A 17,478-nucleotide genomic window follows, 5' to 3' on the forward strand; every position below is an offset into this window, starting at 1 on the left:
CCGCATACTGGGAACGGGTGTTGCGTTCTCGTGAACGGTCCCTGTGCGGGTGCGTCGCCGGGGCCGCCGGTCGAGGGCGGGGATCGGAAGACCGGCGGCCCGTACCGCGCAGGAGCCGTCATCCTGTGCGGGGCTGGCACCAGTTGACCGCGCAACAACGCGGGCCGGGAGCGTGCGGAGGACACCGGCGTGTGCGAAGGGTTCACACGGGGCGCGCGGACAGGCGTCGCGCGCCCCGGCGTTCACCACCCGCGCGCGTGCCACTCCGGCAGATGCGGTCGCTCCGCGCCCAGCGTCGTGTCGTTGCCGTGTCCCGGGTAGACCCATGTCTCGTCCGGCAGGACGTCGAAGATCTTCGTCTCCACGTCGTGGATCAGGCTGGCGAACGCCTCGGGGTCCTTCCACGTGTTGCCCACGCCGCCGGGGAACAGGCAGTCGCCGGTGAAGACATGGGGGTGGCCGTGCGGGTCGTCGTAGACGAGGGCGATCGAGCCCGGCGTGTGGCCGACCAGATGGCGGGCGGTGAGCTCGACGTGGCCCACCTGGAGGGTGTCTCCGTCGGCGAGGAGGACGTCGGTCGGCACGGGGATGCCGGCGGCGTCGTCCCGGCCCGCATAGGTGCGGGCGCCCGTGGCCTCGACGACCCGGGCGAGCGCCTGCCAGTGGTCGCCGTGCTGGTGCGTGGTGACGACGGAGGCGATGCCGTCGTCACCGATCGTGCCGAGCAGGGCGTCCGCGTCGTTGGCGGCGTCGATCAGCAGCTGCTCGTCCGTGGCCCGGCAGCGCAGCAGATAGGCGTTGTTGTTCATCGGGCCGACCGCGATCTTGGTGATCATCAGGTCCTTGAGCTCGTGCACGTCCGCCGGGCCACCGACGGTCACCTGTCCGCTGTACGTCATGGCGGTCAGTCTAGGACGCGCTCACAGCGCGGGAAGCTCCGGCAGCCGTCCGCCCTCCACCCGCAGCGTCGATCCGCCCCGGCGTCCGGCGAGCCAGCCGAGCAGGTCCGCGGGGGGTCCCGTGACCGTGGCCACGACCGCCTCGGCCACCCGACCCGTCGTCCACACGCGCGTGCCGTCCGTCAGTCGTGTCGGCGGTACCTCGGGGTGCCCGGTGAAGCGGTCGGCGAGGAACGCGATCTCTCTTCCCGTGAACTCCGCCGGCATGTCCTCCAGCTCGTACCCGATCCCCAGGTCGACGCGGTGCAGCTCCACCTCCACCCATCGCCGGAACGGCACCCGGGACGCCGAATCGGTGACCCCGTTGCGCAGCTGCACGATCCGCGACCAGTCGGCCGGCGCGGCCCCCGCCTCCTGGAAGCGGGTGGCGCTGTCGCGGACGTCCGCGAGCTGGACGTCGAGGGGGCGCGGGGCGTCCCGGTCGATGTCGGCGTCCCTGGCGTCGCCCGACGCGTACATGGGCCGGCCTTCGAGTACGTTCACGAGGGCGTCCGCGTTCCGGGCGAGGTGGGCGAGGACATGACCACGGGTCCACCCGGGAAGCCGTGACGGCTCGGTCACAGACGCGTTGTCCAGTTTGCCGACCGCGGTGAGCAGCCGGTCCGTAGCGTCACGTACAGACGCCAGGTCATGCGCGTGATCAATCATGGTGCTGACCCTAGCCCCGCCACACCTTTGGGTGAAGGTGGTGAAGCAGTGCCGTAAATCGAATGCGCGTGCTATATGGTCGGTCGTGGCGTCGGGCATGCTGGATGGTCCGGGATTGTTGTCCCATTCGGGAATCCGACCGGCGTTGTCAGTGGCTCCCCCTAGTGTGAGAAGACACGGGGGCCTCGCCCCTGTCACCACTCTCAAGAAAGGTGCGGACCGGCGTGGCCGACCGTCTCATCGTCCGTGGCGCGCGCGAGCACAACCTGAAGAACGTCTCGCTCGACCTGCCGCGTGACTCGCTCATCGTCTTCACGGGCCTGTCCGGGTCGGGCAAGTCCTCCCTGGCCTTCGACACCATCTTCGCCGAGGGCCAGCGCCGCTACGTGGAGTCGCTCTCCTCGTACGCCCGCCAGTTCCTCGGCCAGATGGACAAGCCGGACGTCGACTTCATCGAGGGCCTCTCCCCGGCGGTCTCGATCGACCAGAAGTCGACCTCCCGCAACCCGCGCTCGACGGTCGGCACCATCACCGAGGTCTACGACTACCTGCGGCTGCTCTTCGCCCGTATCGGCAAGCCGCACTGCCCCGAGTGCGGGCGGCCCATCGCCCGCCAGTCGCCGCAGGCCATCGTCGACAAGGTCCTGGAGCTGCCGGAGGGGAGCCGCTTCCAGGTCCTCTCGCCGCTCGTGCGCGAGCGCAAGGGCGAGTTCGTCGACCTCTTCGCCGACCTCCAGACCAAGGGCTACTCCCGCGCGCGGGTCGACGGCGAGACCATCCAGCTCTCCGAGCCGCCCACGCTGAAGAAGCAGGAGAAGCACACCATCGAGGTGGTCGTCGACCGGCTCACGGTGAAGGACTCCGCCAAGCGCCGGCTCACCGACTCGGTGGAGACCGCCCTCGGCCTGTCCGGCGGCATGGTCGTCCTCGACTTCGTCGACCTCCCCGCCGACGACCCCGAGCGCGAGCGCATGTACTCGGAGCACCTGTACTGCGCCTACGACGACCTGTCCTTCGAGGAGCTGGAGCCCCGTTCCTTCTCCTTCAACTCGCCCTTCGGCGCCTGCCCCGAGTGCACGGGCATCGGCACGCGGATGGAGGTCGACCCGGAGCTGATCGTCCCGGACGAGGACAAGTCCCTCGACGAGGGCGCCATCCACCCCTGGTCGCACGGCCACACCAAGGACTACTTCGGCCGTCTCATCGGCGCCCTCGCGGACGCCCTCGGCTTCCGCACGGACATCCCCTTCGCCGGGCTGCCGCAGCGCGCCAAGAAGGCCCTGCTCCACGGCCACAAGACGCAGATCGAGGTGCGCTACCGCAACCGGTACGGCCGTGAGCGCGTGTACACCACGCCGTTCGAAGGAGCCGTCCCCTTCGTCAAGCGCCGCCACAGCGAGTCGGAGAGCGACGCCAGCCGTGAGCGCTTCGAGGGCTACATGCGCGAGGTGCCCTGCCCCACCTGTGAGGGCACGCGCCTGAAGCCGATCGTCCTCGCGGTCACCGTCATGGGGAAGTCGATCGCCGAGGTCTCCGGCATGTCGATCAGCGACTGCGCGGACTTCCTGGGCGAGCTGAAGCTCAGCGCCCGCGACAAGAAGATCGCCGAGCGGGTGCTGAAGGAGGTCAACGAACGGCTGAAGTTCCTGGTCGACGTCGGCCTGGACTACCTCTCGCTGAACCGCGCGGCCGGCACCCTCTCCGGCGGCGAGGCCCAGCGCATCCGCCTGGCCACCCAGATCGGCTCCGGCCTCGTCGGCGTGCTCTACGTCCTCGACGAGCCGTCCATCGGTCTGCACCAGCGCGACAACCACCGGCTGATCGAGACCCTGGTCCGGCTGCGCGACATGGGCAACACGCTCATCGTCGTCGAGCACGACGAGGACACCATCAAGGTCGCCGACTGGGTGGTCGACATCGGCCCCGGCGCGGGCGAGCACGGCGGCAAGGTCGTGCACAGCGGCTCCATGAAGGAGCTGCTCGCCAACGACGAGTCGATGACCGGGCAGTACCTGTCCGGCAAGAAGGCGATCCCGCTCCCGGACATCCGCCGCCCGCACGACCCGTCCCGGCTGCTCACGGTGCACGGCGCCCGGGAGAACAACCTCCAGGACATCGACGTCTCGTTCCCGCTCGGTGTCTTCACCGCGGTCACCGGCGTCTCCGGCTCCGGCAAGTCCACACTGGTCAACGACATCCTCTACACGCACCTGGCGCGCGAGCTCAACGGCGCCCGCAGCGTCCCCGGGCGGCACACGCGCGTGGACGGCGACGACCTCGTCGACAAGGTCGTCCATGTCGACCAGTCGCCCATCGGCCGCACCCCGCGATCCAACCCGGCGACGTACACGGGTGTCTTCGACCACGTCCGCAAGCTGTTCGCCGAGACCACCGAGGCGAAGGTCCGCGGCTACATGCCGGGCCGTTTCTCCTTCAACGTCAAGGGCGGCCGCTGCGAGAACTGCGCGGGCGACGGCACCATCAAGATCGAGATGAACTTCCTCCCGGACGTCTACGTCCCGTGCGAGGTCTGCCACGGCGCCCGGTACAACCGGGAGACCCTGGAGGTCCACTACAAGGGCAAGTCCATCGCCGAGGTCCTGAACATGCCCATCGAGGAAGCCATGAACTTCTTCGAGGCCGTCCCGGCGATCAACCGCCACCTCAAGACGCTCAACGACGTCGGTCTCGGCTATGTCCGCCTCGGCCAGTCCGCGACGACCCTGTCCGGTGGTGAGGCCCAGCGCGTGAAGCTCGCCAGCGAGCTCCAGAAGCGGTCCACCGGTCGTACGGTCTACGTCCTCGACGAGCCGACCACCGGTCTGCACTTCGAGGACATCAGCAAGCTGCTGAAGGTCCTGGCCGGCCTGGTCGACAAGGGCAACACGGTCATCGTCATCGAGCACAACCTCGACGTGATCAAGACCGCCGACTGGATCGTCGACATGGGTCCTGAGGGCGGCGCGGGCGGCGGTCTCGTGGTCGCCGAGGGCACTCCCGAGGAGGTCGCAGGAGTCCCCGCCAGCCACACCGGCAAGTTCCTGCGCGAGATCCTCGGCGCCGACCGGGTCAGCGACGGGTCCGCGGTGAAGGCCCCGCGCAAGACGGCGACCAGGACCGCGGCGAAGACGGCGACCAGGACCGTGGCGAAGAAGACCGTCGCGGCCAGGTCGACGACGAAGAAGACGGCGACGGCCAAGACCACCGCCGCGACCGCCAAGAAGGCGGCCTCCGCGAAGAAGGCGGCCCCGGCCAAGAAGGCGACCAGGGCCCGCAAGGCCTGACAGGGCAGAACACCGGATCCCGGGAGGCGGCCGACCGACGGCCGCCTCCCGGAACCGTTTCCGGCCCCCGTCTCTTTGATCGACGGGCCCTGGGCTGTCATGCTGCGCCCAGCATCGAGCAGCGAGCACCAAGTGCCTTGCACAGCAGGGGGAATCCATGTCCGAACCCGCCGTCCCGGCCGCCAGAGGCACGTCACCGGACCGCCGTGAGGAAAAGCCCGCGGACGTCGTATGGCAGCGCCTGCAGGAACAGATCCGCTGGTTCGACAGGAAGAGCGAGTCCGCCCAACACCAGTTCAGGCGCCTGAAGATGGCGACGCTGGTGCTCGCGGCGGGCATCCCGGTGGCCGTGGCGGCCTCCGCGCCGAACTGGGTCGCGGCACTCATGGGCGCCCTGGTCGCGGTCGTCGAGGGAACCCAGCAGCTCTTCAAGTACCAGGAGAACTGGATCAGTTACCGCTCGGTCTGCGAGAACCTGCGCCGCGAGGAGCACCTGTACCTGGCCCACGCCGGCCCCTACGCCACCGCTCAGAACCCCGAACTGCTGCTCGCCGAACAGGTGGAGAAGCTCGGCAGCCAGGAAACGACCCAGTGGGCGGAGCGCGAGACGGCGCACTGACTTCCGCCGCCTACCGGCGCACTGACGTCCGCTGCCTGCGGCCGTCTCCCTCGGATCAGCTCTCCCGCAAGTCCCCCACCTCACCGGCGTACGGCGGTTCCGCCCCCGCCCGTGAGCAGGTGATCGCCGCCGCGCGCGCCGCGAACCGCAGCAGTCGGGTCCAGTCGTCGGGGCGCAGTGCCTCAAGGGCCTGCGCGGACAGGGCGTCGAGGGTGGCCAGGCCGTGCAGCAGGGCCGCGTTCACGGTGTCGCCGGCGCCGATCGTGTCGACCACGTCGACCTCCTCGCCCGGCACGGAGTGCACACCCCCGTCCCGGGTGAACGCGGTCAGTCCGGCACCGCCCTGGGTGACGACCACGGCCGAGGGGCCCGAGGCCAGCCACTCGCGCGGGGTCCCGCCGAGCCACAGCGCGTCCTCCTCCGAGAGCTTGAGCAGCGACACCGACGGCAGCCAGCTCTTGAACCGGGCCCGGTAGGCGTCCGCGTCCGGGATCAGCCCGGTGCGGATGTTGGGGTCGAGCGCGGTGAACACGCCCCGCGCGGCCGCGGCCCGCATCAGCTCCTCGTAGGCGCTCGCACCCGGCTCCAGCACCAGCGAACAGGTGCCGAACGACACCGCGCGCGTGCCGGCGGGGAGGTGGTCGGGGGCCGTGAACAGGCGGTCGGCGGTGCCGTCGACGTAGAAGGAGTAGGCGGCCGATCCGTGCGCGTCGATCGTCGCGACGGCCAGCGTGGTCGGCTCCGGGCCGCGCTGCACGCCCGACACGTCCACCGAGGCCTGCCGCAGCCCGTCGAGCAGGGCCTCGCCGAACGCGTCGGACGACGTACGCGAGCAGAAGGCGGTGGGGGAGCCGAGTCGGCCGAGGGCGACGGCCGTGTTGTACGGGCCGCCGCCGAGCGCCGGCGTCAGCGCCGCCAGGGCTCCCGTGCCCTGCGGTACCAGGTCGATGAGTGCCTCACCGGCGACGACGATCACGAGACGGTTCCTTTCTGAGGTTCTTCAGGGTTCCCGGACTTCGCAGACTGCCCGGGCTTCGCGGACTTCCCGGACTTCCCGGGCGGCAGGACGGTATCGGCGCAGCCGCACGAGCTGCGGTGGACGAACGTGCAGGGCAGACGCACGGTCCGGGCGGGCTCGTCCGGCGCGGCCAGCCGGGCCAGCAGCACCCGTACCGCCTCGGCGCCGATCTCCTTGCTGGGCTGGGCGATCGCCGTCAGCCGGGGGGAGAAGAGGTCGGCCCAGGCGAAGTCGTCGAAGCAGCACAGCGCGAGGTCGCCCGGCACCGACAGGCCGTGGTCGCGCAGGGCACGCAGGGCGCCGATGGTCATCGCGTTGTTGGCCGTGACGAGTGCCGTGGGCGGATCGGCGAGGGCCAGCAGGGCGGCGGTCGCCCGTTCGGCACCGGACGACGCGGAGTCGCCGTACGCGACGAGCTGCTCGTCGTACGGCAGTCCGGCGGTCGTGAGCCCGGACCGGTACCCGGCGATCCGCTCATCGCTGGTGCTGAGCCCGGGCAGCCCGGCGACCAGGCCGATCCGCCGGTGGCCCAGGTCGGCGAGGTGGCTGACCAGCCGGCCGGTCGGGCCGACGTTCTCGGCGCACACCTGGTCGAAACGAGGCGCGTCGCCGACCACCCGGTCCAGCAGCACCGTCGGCACCCGGTGGCGGTCGAGGTAGGCCAGCAGGTCACCGGGTTCCGGGGAGGGGGCGACGATCACGCCGTCCACCCGGCGTTCGTGCAGGAGCTGGGCGACCTTGCGCTCATGGACGGGGTCGTCGTGCGGGTCGGCGATGAGGAGGCTGTAGCCGTGTCGCAGAGCCTCGGCCTCGACGCCCTGGAGGATCTCCGTGAAGTACGGGTTGCTGATCGCCGACACCGCGAGCCCCAGGGAACGGGTGCGGGACGTCACCAGGGCGCGGGCGAGGGTGTTGGGGGTGTAGCCGAGCTCGTCCATGGCGTCGAGGACCGCCTGGCGGGTGTGGGGGAGGACCGGCCGGGTGCCGTTGAGCACATGCGAGACGGTCGCCACGGAGACGCCCGCGCTGCGCGCCACGTCGGTCATGGTCGGCATCGCGACCCCCGTTCCCTCCCAGAAACACCTTCCGGCCGGGAACGTATCCCATCCAGGGCCGCGCGTAAACGCTTGCGCAAGCGTTTACGCGCGGCCCGAGACCGCCGGAGAGGGGCGCTCCGCACCTCACAGGGGAGCGCCCCCCGCACCTCAGGTGGCGCGCTCTACTCCCAGTCCCACCCGATCCCCACGATCCCGCTCCGCACCCGCGGTTCCACGATGTGGACCGAGCGGTGGAGCCCGGTGAGGGCCAGTTCCTGGCGGCCGCTGCGCGGGGCCGCGGGCGAGTGCTGGGTGAAGCGGTGGCAGCGGGACGGCAGCGCGTTCTCGTCGAAGCGCACCTGGAGCGCGTACTGGCCGCCGGCCGGCCCGAACCCGCGGACGTACTCGCGGGAGACACCGGCCGTGCCGTCCTCGATGGCATAGCGGAAGAGGAACGTGTCGCCCGCGCGCAGCCGCGTGTCGAAGAGCAGCTCGGCCACCAGTACCCCGGTGTCGTGGTGCAGCCGGACGCGCCCCGTGCGGCAGTTCTCCAGCGCGTGCACCCGCATACGCTCCGGTATGCACCCCGGGTCGCCGTGGTGGACGGCCAGGAAGCGGTCGACGCCGTCCTTGTGGGCGCGCACGATGTGGTGCGACTCGCGCCCGAGGAGTTCGCGGCGCCCACCGATCCGTACCCGCTCGTGGTGCCCGAGGGTGTGCAGTCCGCCGTCCACGGGCGAGCCCAGGTCGGCCAGCAGCCGTTGCAGGGCGCCGGAGGCCTCGACGAGGGAGCGGTAGGAGCGGGCGGCGGGGCGCTGTCCGGCCGCGCTGTCCTCGGTCTCGGCGAGCAGCCTGATCAGCGACTCCTCGGGCAGCTGGAGGATCTCCTCCAGGGCACGGACCGCGCGCAGCGACTCGGGCCGCTGGGGCCGCCGGGCTCCCTGCTGCCAGTAGCTCAGGCTGGTGACACCGACTTTGACGCCGTGGCGGGAGAGGTGGTGCTGCACGCGCTGGAGAGGCAGACCGCGGGCGGCGATCGCGGCACGCAGGGCCACGTGGAAGGGGCCGCCTCGCAGGGCCGAGTCCAGTTCCGCGGTGGCGACGACGGCGGCGACGTCCGCGTGCTGTGTGGCGTGCGGCATGCAGGGGCCTTTCTGTGGGTGTTCGCAACGGCTGGTCAGACCGTGCGCGGGGACGTCCTCGGGGCCACCCCGTCGGCGCAGGGCGTCATCACACAGGTACGCCGTGGCTTCCGTGCGCCGTCGTTCACGGCCCCGAGTTCCCCCGCATTGAAGCGTGTTGACCTAGTCCCGACAACACCTCCCGCCCAACAGCGGCCGCTCTGCGGCTGATACGCGACCGGTCGAGTCAAGTCGGCGCGCCGAAGCGGTCGTTGTCGAATACGACGGTGATCGCGCCGATGGACAGCGACGCCCTGGAAGTTGCCGCAGGGCGAGGCCAGGCCGGACCGCCCGGCATGTGCCGCACCTCACACCGCCCCGGCGGCCCGGCGTGGTGCGGGTCGCGGAGCGCTGAAGGCTTCGTCCACAGCCTCGCCGGAGTGTCACCGCCCGCCAGTAGGGTGTGAAGCATGGCCGACCCCTCCAGCTACCGCCCCAGGCCGGGACAGATCCCGGACTCTCCCGGGGTCTACAGGTTCCGTGACGAGCACCGCCGGGTGATCTACGTCGGAAAGGCGAAAAGCCTGCGCCAGCGCCTGGCGAGCTACTTCCAGGACCTGGCGAACCTGCACCCCCGCACCCGCACGATGGTGACCACCGCCGCGTCCGTGGAGTGGACGGTGGTGTCCACGGAGGTCGAGGCCCTGCAGCTGGAGTACTCCTGGATCAAGGAGTACGACCCCCGGTTCAACGTCAAGTACCGCGACGACAAGAGCTACCCCTACCTCGCGGTGACGATGAACGAGGAGTTCCCGCGCGTGCAGGTGATGCGCGGTCACAAGAAGAAGGGCGTGCGCTATTTCGGGCCCTACGGACACGCGTGGGCGATCCGCGACACCGTGGACCTCCTGCTGCGCGTCTTCCCGGTCCGCACCTGCTCCGCCGGCGTCTTCAAGAACGCCGCCCGCACCGGCCGCCCCTGCCTCCTCGGCTACATCGGCAAGTGCTCCGCGCCCTGCGTCGGGCGGGTGTCCGCCGAGGAGCACCGCGAACTCGCCGAGGAGTTCAGCGACTTCATGGCCGGCCGCACCGGCACCTATCTCCGCCGCCTGGAGAAGCAGATGACGGAGGCGGCCGAGGAGATGGAGTACGAACGGGCGGCCCGTCTGCGCGACGACATCGGGGCCCTGCGCAAGGCCATGGAGAAGAGCGCGGTCGTGCTCGCCGACGCGACCGACGCCGACCTGATCGCGGTCGCCGAGGACGAGCTCGAAGCCGCCGTGCAGATCTTCCACGTCCGCGGCGGACGCGTGCGCGGCCAGCGCGGCTGGGTCACCGACAAGGTCGAGGAGATCACCACCGGCGCCCTCGTGGAGCACGCCCTCCAGCAGCTCTACGGCGAGGAGACCGGCGACTCCGTCCCCAAGGAGGTCCTCGTCCCGGCCCTGCCCGAGCCGGTCGAGCCTGTTCAGGAGTGGCTCACCGGGCGTCGCGGCTCGGGCGTCTCGCTGCGCATCCCGCAGCGCGGCGACAAGAAGGCCCTGATGGAGACCGTCGCCCGCAACGCCCAGCAGGCCCTCGCGCTGCACAAGACCAAGCGCGCATCCGACCTCACCACGCGCTCGCGTGCCCTGGAGGAGATCGCCGAGGCCCTCGACCTCGACAGCGCCCCGCTCAGGATCGAGTGCTTCGACATCTCCCATCTCCAGGGCGACGACGTCGTGGCCTCCATGGTCGTCTTCGAGGACGGCCTCCAGCGCAAGAGCGAGTACCGCCGCTTCCAGATCAAGGGCTTCGAGGGCCAGGACGACGTCCGCTCCATGCACGAGGTCATCACCCGCCGCTTCAAGCGGTACCTCGCCGAGAAGGAGAAGACCGGCGAGTGGGTGGACGAGAGCACCGGTGCCCAGGACACCGCCCAGGATGCCGCGGAGGACGACTTCCGGGACGCCTCCGGGAACACCCTCACCGAGGACAGCGGCCGCCCGAAGAAGTTCGCGTACCCGCCCCAGCTCCTCGTCGTCGACGGCGGTCAGCCGCAGGTGGCCGCCGCCAGGAGGGCCCTCGACGAGCTCGGTATCGACGACATCGCCGTCTGCGGTCTCGCCAAGCGCCTGGAGGAGGTCTGGCTCCCCGACGAGGACGACCCGATCGTCCTGCCGCGGACCAGCGAAGGCCTCTATCTCCTCCAGCGCGTCCGTGACGAGGCCCACCGCTTCGCGATCACCTACCAGCGCACCAAGCGGGCCAAGCGGTTCCGGTCCAGCCCCCTGGACGACGTACCGGGGCTCGGGGACACCCGTAAGCAGGCGCTTCTGAAACATTTCGGCTCGTTGAAGAAACTTCGATCTGCCACCATCGATCAGATCTGCGAGGTTCCCGGCATAGGCCGCAAAACGGCCGAGACCATTGCCGTGGCGCTCGCCCAGGCGGCACCGGCCGCGCCTGCCGTGAACACAGCTACTGGAGAGATCATGGAAGAGGAACCCGACATCATGGGTTCCGGTGGGGAGCCCGCGACGGCGGGCGCCCCGGACGAACGACGGGGGCAGGAGACATGAATGTGAACGAGCACGAAGGCCAAGAGAACCAAGGCCAGGAAACCCAGGACGCGGCCGGTATCCCCGACGTGGCCATCCCCGAGCTGGTGATCATCTCCGGCATGTCCGGAGCCGGCCGGTCGACCGCAGCCAAGTGTCTGGAGGACCTCGGCTGGTTCGTCGTCGACAACCTCCCGCCCGCGCTGATCCCCACCATGGTGGAACTCGGCGCCCGCTCGCAGGGCAATGTCGCCCGGATCGCCGTGGTCGTCGACGTCCGCGGCCGGCGTTTCTTCGACAACCTCCGCGAGTCCCTCGCCGACCTGGAGGCCAAGCACGTCACCCGGCGGATCGTCTTCCTGGAGTCCTCCGACGAGGCCCTGGTGCGCCGCTTCGAGTCCGTGCGCCGCCCGCACCCCCTCCAGGGCGACGGCCGCATCGTCGACGGCATCGACGCCGAGCGCGAGCTCCTGCGCGAGCTGCGCGGCGACGCCGACCTGGTCATCGACACCTCCAGCCTCAACGTGCACGAGCTGCGCGCCAAGATGGACGCCCAGTTCGCCGGCGAGGAGGAGCCCGAGCTGCGGGCCACCGTCATGTCCTTCGGCTTCAAGTACGGCCTCCCGGTCGACGCCGACCTGGTCGTGGACATGCGCTTCCTGCCCAACCCGCACTGGGTCCCGGAGCTGCGCCCGTACACCGGTCTGAACGAGGAGGTGTCGGCGTACGTCTTCAACCAGCCCGGCGCCAAGGAGTTCATCGACCGCTACAGCGAACTGCTCCAGCTGATCGCGGCCGGCTACCGCCGCGAGGGCAAGCGGTACGTGACCATTGCGGTCGGCTGCACCGGCGGCAAGCACCGCTCGGTCGCCACCTCCGAGAAGCTCGCCGCCCGCCTCGTCTCCCAGGGTGTGGAGACGGTGGTCGTACACCGGGACATGGGACGCGAATGACCGCACGTTCTCCGCGGCTGGGCCGGCTCGGCAGGCTGGGCCGGACGGTGCCCGAGTCCCGCGCGGGCCGGCCCGTCGAGACCCGGGGCGCGCGGCCCCGCCGCCGCGGCGCCCAGCCCAAGGTCGTCGCCCTCGGCGGCGGCATGGGCCTGTCCGCCTCGCTCGCCGCGCTGCGCCGGATCACCGGCGACCTCACCGCCGTCGTCACCGTCGCCGACGACGGCGGCTCCAGCGGCCGGCTCCGCGACGAGCTGGGTGTCCTGCCGCCCGGCGATCTGCGCAAGGCGCTGGCCGCGCTGTGCGGGGACGACGACTGGGGCCAGACCTGGGCCCGCGTCATCCAGCACCGCTTCCACTCCAAGGGCGACCTGCACGACCACGCGGTCGGCAATGTGCTGATCGTCGCCCTGTGGGAGCAGCTCGGCGACCATGTCCAGGCCCTGGACCTGGTCGGCAAGCTGCTCGGCGCGCACGGGCGCGTGCTGCCCATGTCCGCCGTCCCCCTGGAGCTCCAGGCCCTGGTCAAGGGACACGACCCGGAGCGGCCGGAGGACGTGGACACCGTCCGCGGCCAGGCCACCGTCGCCCTCACCCCGGGCGAGGTGCAGTCCGTGCACGTCGTGCCGCACGACCCGCCCGCGGTCCCCGAGGCGGTGGCCGCGGTCCTGGACGCGGACTGGGTGGTCCTCGGCCCCGGCTCGTGGTTCTCCTCGGTCATCCCGCACCTGCTGGTGCCGGAACTGCTGGACGCGCTCACGGAGACGAAGGCGCGCCGGGTACTCTCGCTGAACCTCGCGCCGCAGCCCGGAGAAACCGATGGCTTCTCCCCGCAGCGTCATTTGGAGGTTTTGGGACGACACGCCCCTAAACTCGCCCTGGACGTGGTGCTGGCCGACGAGGCCGCCGTGCCCGACCGTGACTCGCTCTCCGATGCCGCCAAGCGGTTCGGCGCCGCGGTCGAGCTGGCCCCGGTGGCCCGGCCCGACGGAACCCCGAGGCACGATCCGGAGCTGTTGGCCGCCGCGTACGACCGTATTTTTCGGATGCATGGAAGGATCGGCCCATGGCGATGACGGCAGCGGTGAAGGACGAGATCTCCCGGCTCCCCGTCACCCGGACCTGCTGCAGAAAGGCGGAGGTCTCCGCCATCCTGCGGTTCGCCGGCGGCCTTCACCTGGTGAGCGGGCGCATCGTGATCGAGGCGGAGCTGGACACCGCGATGGCGGCCCGTCGGCTCAAGCGGGACATCCTGGAGATCTTCGGCCACAGCTCGGAGCTGATCGTGATGGCGCCGGGCGGACTGCGCCGCGGCTCGCGTTACGTCGTCCGGGTCGTCGCCGGCGGTGACCAGCTGGCCCGTCAGACCGGCCTGGTCGACGGCCGGGGCCGCCCGATCCGCGGCCTGCCCCCGCAGGTCGTCTCCGGGGCCACCTGTGACGCGGAGGCGGCCTGGCGCGGGGCGTTCCTGGCGCACGGCTCGCTCACCGAGCCCGGCCGTTCGTCCTCCCTGGAGGTGACCTGCCCGGGCCCCGAGGCCGCGCTCGCCCTGGTCGGCGCCGCCCGGCGGCTGTCCATCGCCGCGAAGGCCCGCGAGGTGCGCGGCGTGGACCGCGTGGTCGTCCGGGACGGCGACGCGATCGGCGCGCTGCTCACCCGGCTCGGCGCGCACGAGTCGGTGCTGGCCTGGGAGGAGCGCCGGATGCGCCGCGAGGTGCGGGCGACGGCGAACCGTCTCGCCAACTTCGACGACGCCAACCTGCGCCGCTCGGCCCGCGCGGCCGTCGCCGCCGGTGCCCGCGTCCAGCGCGCGCTGGAGATCCTCGCCGACGACGTGCCCGAGCACCTCGCCGCCGCCGGGCGGCTGCGCATGGACCACAAGCAGGCCTCCCTGGAGGAGCTGGGCGCGCTCGCCGACCCGCCGCTGACCAAGGACGCCGTCGCGGGCCGTATCCGCCGACTGCTCGCCATGGCCGACAAGCGGGCCCAGGACCTCGGCATTCCGGGTACGGAGTCCAGCATCACCGAGGAGATGGCCGACAACCTGGCGGGCTGACCCCTCGTCAATGCGCCGGTGCCGTCGCCCGCTTGGGTGAACGGCACCGGCTTTCGCATGTCTGTGAGGCACCCTTGACTGGATCATGAAGTGTCATGAGCCTGGCATACGTTCGCTGCTGTGGCGGACCACCGCAAGGGGGGCACATGAGACGAAGAGCGAGACCGATCCTCGCCGTTGGCGCACTCCTGCTGGGCGGCGCGGGCCTCGCGCCCCTCGCCCAGGCCGCGGAGAGCGCCGGCTCTCCCGGTCCCGACGAGATCAAGGTCTTCCGGGCCGATGTCACCAGCGCGCAGGTACCCCTGCTGCTGGCGGCCGGTCAGGACGGCCACGAACTGAGTGAGCAGGTACCCGCCAAGGGCACCGCGACCGTCGAGGTCTACCTCACCGACAAACAGGCCGACAAGCTGGAGAAACAGGGCGTCGAGCTCACCGAGCACACCCTCTCCGCCAAGGCCGAGGCCCGCGTCGACGCCGCCGCCGACGGCGTGTACCGCCCCTACAGCGGCAGCGGCGGCCTCAAGCAGGAGATCCTCGCCACCGCCCAGGCCAACCCCGGCCTCACCAAGGCCGTCTCCATCGGCAAGACCGTCAACGGCCAGGACATCCTCGCGCTCAAACTGACCAAGAACGCGAAGAACACCAAGGACGGCGCCAAGCCCGCCGTCCTCTACATGTCCAACCAGCACGCGCGCGAGTGGATCACCCCGGAGATGACCCGGCGGCTGCTCCACTACTACCTGGACCACTACAAGACCGACCAGCGGATCAAGAAGATCGTCGACTCCACCGAACTGTGGTTCGTCGTCTCGGCCAACCCCGACGGCTACGACTACACGTTCTCCGGCACCGACCAGCGTCTGTGGCGCAAGAACCTGCACGACAACAACGGCGACGGCTCCATCGCCATTGGCGACGGCGTCGACCTCAACCGCAACTTCTCCTACAAGTGGGGCTACGACGACGAGGGTTCGTCCCCCAACCCCACCAGCGAGACCTACCGCGGCACCGGACCGGGCTCCGAGCCCGAGACCAAGGCGCTCGACGCGTTCGAGAAGCGGATCGGGTTCACGTACGGCATCAACTACCACTCCGCCGCCGAACTCCTCCTCTACGGAGTCGGCTGGCAGGTGGCCACCGACACCCCGGACGACGTCATGTACAAGGCGCTCGCCGGCACCCCCGACAACTCCGCGATCCCCGGTTACCGGCCGCAGGTCTCCTCGGAGCTCTACACCACCAACGGCGAGGCGGACGGCCACGCTTCGAACGTCAACGGCCTGGCGATGTACACGCCCGAGATGTCGACCTGCCAGACCGCCTCGGACCTGGACCCGAACGACCAGTGGAACGCGGCCGACTGCCAGTCGGTCTTCAACTTCCCGGACGACGAGAAGCTGATCCAGCAGGAGTTCGAGAAGAACATCCCGTTCGCGCTCTCCGTCGCCGAGTCGGCCAAGCAGCCCGACCAGCCGAAGTCCTCGCTCGGCCTGAAGGCCGCCGACTTCACCCCGAAGACGTTCAGCACGTCCTACGCGCGCGGCGCGAGCCAGGAAGTCTCCGTCGTCGTACGCAAGGCCGTGCACGACAAGGAGCTCAAGTACCGCGTCAACGGCGGCCGTACGCATGACGTGTCGCTTCGCGCGTGGAAGGGCGGCGAGACATACGGCGGTGAGGACAACCTCTACTTCGACGAGTACCGCGCCAAGGTCGCGGGCGCCGATCCGGGCGACAAGGTCGAGGTGTGGTTCACCGGCGAGACACGCGGCAAGAAGCGCACCTCCAGCGAGCACTTCACCTACACGGTCGCCGAACGGCCGCGCGCGGACACGCTCGTCGTCGCCGAGGAAGGCGCGACGGCGACCCAGGCGCAGACCTACGTCGACGCGCTGAAGGCCAACGGCCGCAAGGCGATCGTCTGGGACGTCGCCACCCAGGGCGCGCCCGACGCGCTCGGCGTCCTCGACCACTTCAAGACGGTCGTCCACTACACGGGCGCGAGCATCCCCGGCAACGCCACCCAGCTCCAGCTGCGCGCCTTCCTCAACGAGGGCGGCAAGCTGATCGAGGCCGGCGAGCGGGCCGGCGGCAGCGTCGACCTCGGCGGCGGCACCCTGTCGAACGACTTCAGCCAGTACTACCTGGGCGCCTACACCCGTACGTCGCTGCCGAACGCCACCGCGTTCCAGGGCAGCGGCAAGCTCGCCGGGGCCGGCGGAGCACTCGGCGCCGCCCCGGGCAACCCGCTCGACACGGCGGGGTCCTTCAGCGTCACCTCGGACAGCCTGCCGGTCGCGAAGTACCCGCAGTTCGCCAGCGCGGGCGCGGGCTCCTACCCCGGCACGATCAACCCGTACGGCCCCTACGAGGGCGCCTCCATGGCCGCCGTCACCCACAGCGACTACGCCTGGAACCGCCTCACCCGCACCATCGACCTCACGAACGTGACCGCCGCCCAGGCGCCCACGTTCCAGACCCGGATGCTGTGGAACACCGAGGAGGGCTACGACCACGCCGTCCTGGAGGCCCACACGACCGGGGCCGACGACTGGACCACGCTTCCCGACAAGAACGGCCAGACCAGCACCGCCGTACCCGTCGAGTGCGAGGCCGGCTACTTCATCGCGGCCCACCCCGCGCTCAAGCGGTATCTGACGCTCGGCTCGGGCGGCTGCACCAACACGGGCACCAGCGGCCAGTGGAACAGCTTCACCGGGGCGTCGGCCGGGTGGCAGCAGGTCGCCTTCGACCTCTCCGCCTACGCCGGCAAGAAGGTCGAGATCTCCCTCAGCTACATCACCGACCCCGGCAGCGGCGGTCGCGGCGTCCTCGTCGACAACGCCTCCGTCGTCATCGGCGGCCAGGCCACCGAGACCGAGGGCTTCGAGACCTCGCTGGGCGCCTGGAGCGTTCCCGGACCGCCCGCGGGCAGCCCGGCAGTCGTCAAGGACTGGGGGCTCGCCGGTGAACTCTTCAAGACGTACGGCGCCGTCACCACGGACGACACCGTGCTGCTGGGCTTCGGCCTGGAGCACGTCACCGCGGCGGCCGACCGCACGGCACTGCTCGGAAAGGCGCTCGCCGCGCTCGACGGATGAGCGCGGACAAACACGGACGAGCGGGGAGCCCACTGGTCAACACTGACTGACTCTCCGTAGTCAATTCGGGCCATAGAGCTTTTCGGCCCGGGCGGTCCGTACCCCTACTGGCGGGTACGGACCGCCTGCCCGTGTATGGGGCATCTCG

The 17,478-nt window shown here is 70.6% G+C and carries 12 protein-coding genes; 7 read left to right on the top strand and 5 right to left on the bottom strand.

The annotated features are described in order from the left end of the window. Positions 1-242: 242 nt before the first annotated feature. Both OG885_RS33810 and OG885_RS33815 read right to left on the bottom strand, forming a co-directional pair. Complete coding sequence (locus OG885_RS33810; protein WP_405738026.1) at positions 243-899, bottom strand: MBL fold metallo-hydrolase; 657 nt, start codon at positions 897-899, stop codon at positions 243-245. A gap of 21 nt (positions 900-920) precedes the next feature. Beyond that, the gene (locus OG885_RS33815) at positions 921-1,607 is read right to left on the bottom strand and encodes a maleylpyruvate isomerase family mycothiol-dependent enzyme (RefSeq protein ID WP_405738027.1); all 687 of its coding nucleotides are present in this window, start codon (positions 1,605-1,607) and stop codon (positions 921-923) included. Between the two features lie 224 nt (positions 1,608-1,831). On the opposite strand from OG885_RS33815, the gene uvrA reads away from it, so the two are divergent. Next, on the top strand, positions 1,832-4,891 hold the full coding sequence (uvrA, locus tag OG885_RS33820; protein ID WP_405738028.1) for an excinuclease ABC subunit UvrA: 3,060 nt from the start codon (positions 1,832-1,834) through the stop codon (positions 4,889-4,891). A 157-nt stretch (positions 4,892-5,048) separates the two neighbouring features. Further along, a complete protein-coding gene (locus OG885_RS33825) occupies positions 5,049-5,510 on the top strand; it encodes a DUF4231 domain-containing protein (protein ID WP_405738029.1) in 462 nt (153 codons plus the stop codon). A gap of 55 nt (positions 5,511-5,565) precedes the next feature. Here OG885_RS33825 and OG885_RS33830 read toward each other — a convergent pair whose 3' ends face one another. The 3 genes from OG885_RS33830 to OG885_RS33840 all read right to left on the bottom strand — a co-directional run bounded on the left by OG885_RS33830 (position 5,566) and on the right by OG885_RS33840 (position 8,707). Further along, on the bottom strand, positions 5,566-6,486 hold the full coding sequence (locus OG885_RS33830; protein WP_405738030.1) for a carbohydrate kinase: 921 nt from the start codon (positions 6,484-6,486) through the stop codon (positions 5,566-5,568). Beyond that, positions 6,483-7,583 carry a LacI family DNA-binding transcriptional regulator gene (locus OG885_RS33835; protein WP_405738031.1) on the bottom strand — a complete coding sequence of 367 codons (1,101 nt, stop codon included), beginning with the start codon at positions 7,581-7,583 and terminating at the stop codon, positions 6,483-6,485. Before OG885_RS33835 ends, OG885_RS33830 begins: the two co-directional genes overlap by 4 nt. Positions 7,584-7,747: 164 nt before the next feature. Further along, positions 7,748-8,707 (bottom strand): hypothetical protein, encoded by a 960-nt coding sequence (locus OG885_RS33840; protein ID WP_405738032.1) that lies wholly within the window; start codon positions 8,705-8,707, stop codon positions 7,748-7,750. A 449-nt stretch (positions 8,708-9,156) separates the two neighbouring features. Here OG885_RS33840 and uvrC point away from each other — a divergent pair, with 449 nt between their 5' ends. The 5 genes from uvrC to OG885_RS33865 all read left to right on the top strand — a co-directional run bounded on the left by uvrC (position 9,157) and on the right by OG885_RS33865 (position 17,330). Continuing rightward, positions 9,157-11,247 carry an excinuclease ABC subunit UvrC gene (uvrC, locus tag OG885_RS33845; RefSeq protein ID WP_405738033.1) on the top strand — a complete coding sequence of 697 codons (2,091 nt, stop codon included), beginning with the start codon at positions 9,157-9,159 and terminating at the stop codon, positions 11,245-11,247. Next, positions 11,244-12,179 carry an RNase adapter RapZ gene (gene rapZ, locus OG885_RS33850; protein WP_405738034.1) on the top strand — a complete coding sequence of 312 codons (936 nt, stop codon included), beginning with the start codon at positions 11,244-11,246 and terminating at the stop codon, positions 12,177-12,179. The genes uvrC and rapZ overlap by 4 nt, the downstream gene beginning before the upstream one ends. Next, positions 12,176-13,252 (top strand): uridine diphosphate-N-acetylglucosamine-binding protein YvcK, encoded by a 1,077-nt coding sequence (gene yvcK / locus OG885_RS33855; RefSeq protein WP_405738035.1) that lies wholly within the window; start codon positions 12,176-12,178, stop codon positions 13,250-13,252. Before rapZ ends, yvcK begins: the two co-directional genes overlap by 4 nt. Next, on the top strand, positions 13,243-14,232 hold the full coding sequence (gene whiA, locus OG885_RS33860) for a DNA-binding protein WhiA (protein WP_329340465.1): 990 nt from the start codon (positions 13,243-13,245) through the stop codon (positions 14,230-14,232). Before yvcK ends, whiA begins: the two co-directional genes overlap by 10 nt. Before the next feature lie 146 nt (positions 14,233-14,378). Beyond that, positions 14,379-17,330 (top strand): M14 family zinc carboxypeptidase, encoded by a 2,952-nt coding sequence (locus OG885_RS33865; RefSeq protein ID WP_405738036.1) that lies wholly within the window; start codon positions 14,379-14,381, stop codon positions 17,328-17,330. The last annotated feature ends 148 nt before the right edge of the window (positions 17,331-17,478 follow it).

The organism is Streptomyces sp. NBC_00028, assembly GCF_045041065.1.
Classification (GTDB): domain Bacteria; phylum Actinomycetota; class Actinomycetes; order Streptomycetales; family Streptomycetaceae; genus Streptomyces.